Consider the following 473-nt stretch of genomic DNA (forward strand, 5'->3'; position numbering starts at 1 on the left):
GTGACGTCAGCAGTGACGCGTGGGCAGGCGGTAAAGGCCGTGCAGTTGGGCGAGCCGTTCCCGCTGGAAAAAGCGGATGGCGTTCAACAAAAGCGTCGCGATGGAATGCTGTCGGATGAGCGCCAGATTGATCTGCCCCTAAAGAAAGGCGTGGAGCATCTGAAGCCCCGGGAGGCGATGCGCAAAAGATGAGGCAGCAGAAAAGTCCGGTGAGACGGACCTCTCACTTGGAGGCGAGGCTGCTCTGTCCGTCTGAAGATGTTCCCGCAGACGCGGGAGCAACCGAATTTGAGAAGTGTTTCGTAGATGTCGGCCCGACGTTCGAAGCGAATGCGAAGACGACGGAAGTTGTGAAGCCACGCATGAGTACGTTCGACAACCCAGCGGAATTGGCCCGGACCACTGCTGTGTTCTGTCCGGCGCTTGGCGATCACTGGCTTGATGCCGCGTTCGCGGAGTTTCTGGCGATGCGC

Annotated in this window: 1 protein-coding gene and 1 pseudogene; one reads left to right on the forward strand and one right to left on the reverse strand. The window is 59.2% G+C overall.

What is annotated here, in order from left to right; all coding sequences use genetic code 11:
• The coding region (locus tag U5A67_RS40545; RefSeq protein ID WP_321818846.1) for a hypothetical protein at positions 1-192 on the forward strand (192 nt) is incomplete at its 5' end.
• 47 nt (positions 193-239) lie between these two features.
• Here U5A67_RS40545 and U5A67_RS40550 read toward each other — a convergent pair.
• Positions 240-473: pseudogene (locus tag U5A67_RS40550) on the reverse strand (IS5/IS1182 family transposase); the annotation flags it as partial.

The sequence above is a fragment of the Paraburkholderia sp. J69-1 genome (assembly GCF_905220255.1).
Taxonomy (GTDB): domain Bacteria; phylum Pseudomonadota; class Gammaproteobacteria; order Burkholderiales; family Burkholderiaceae; genus Paraburkholderia.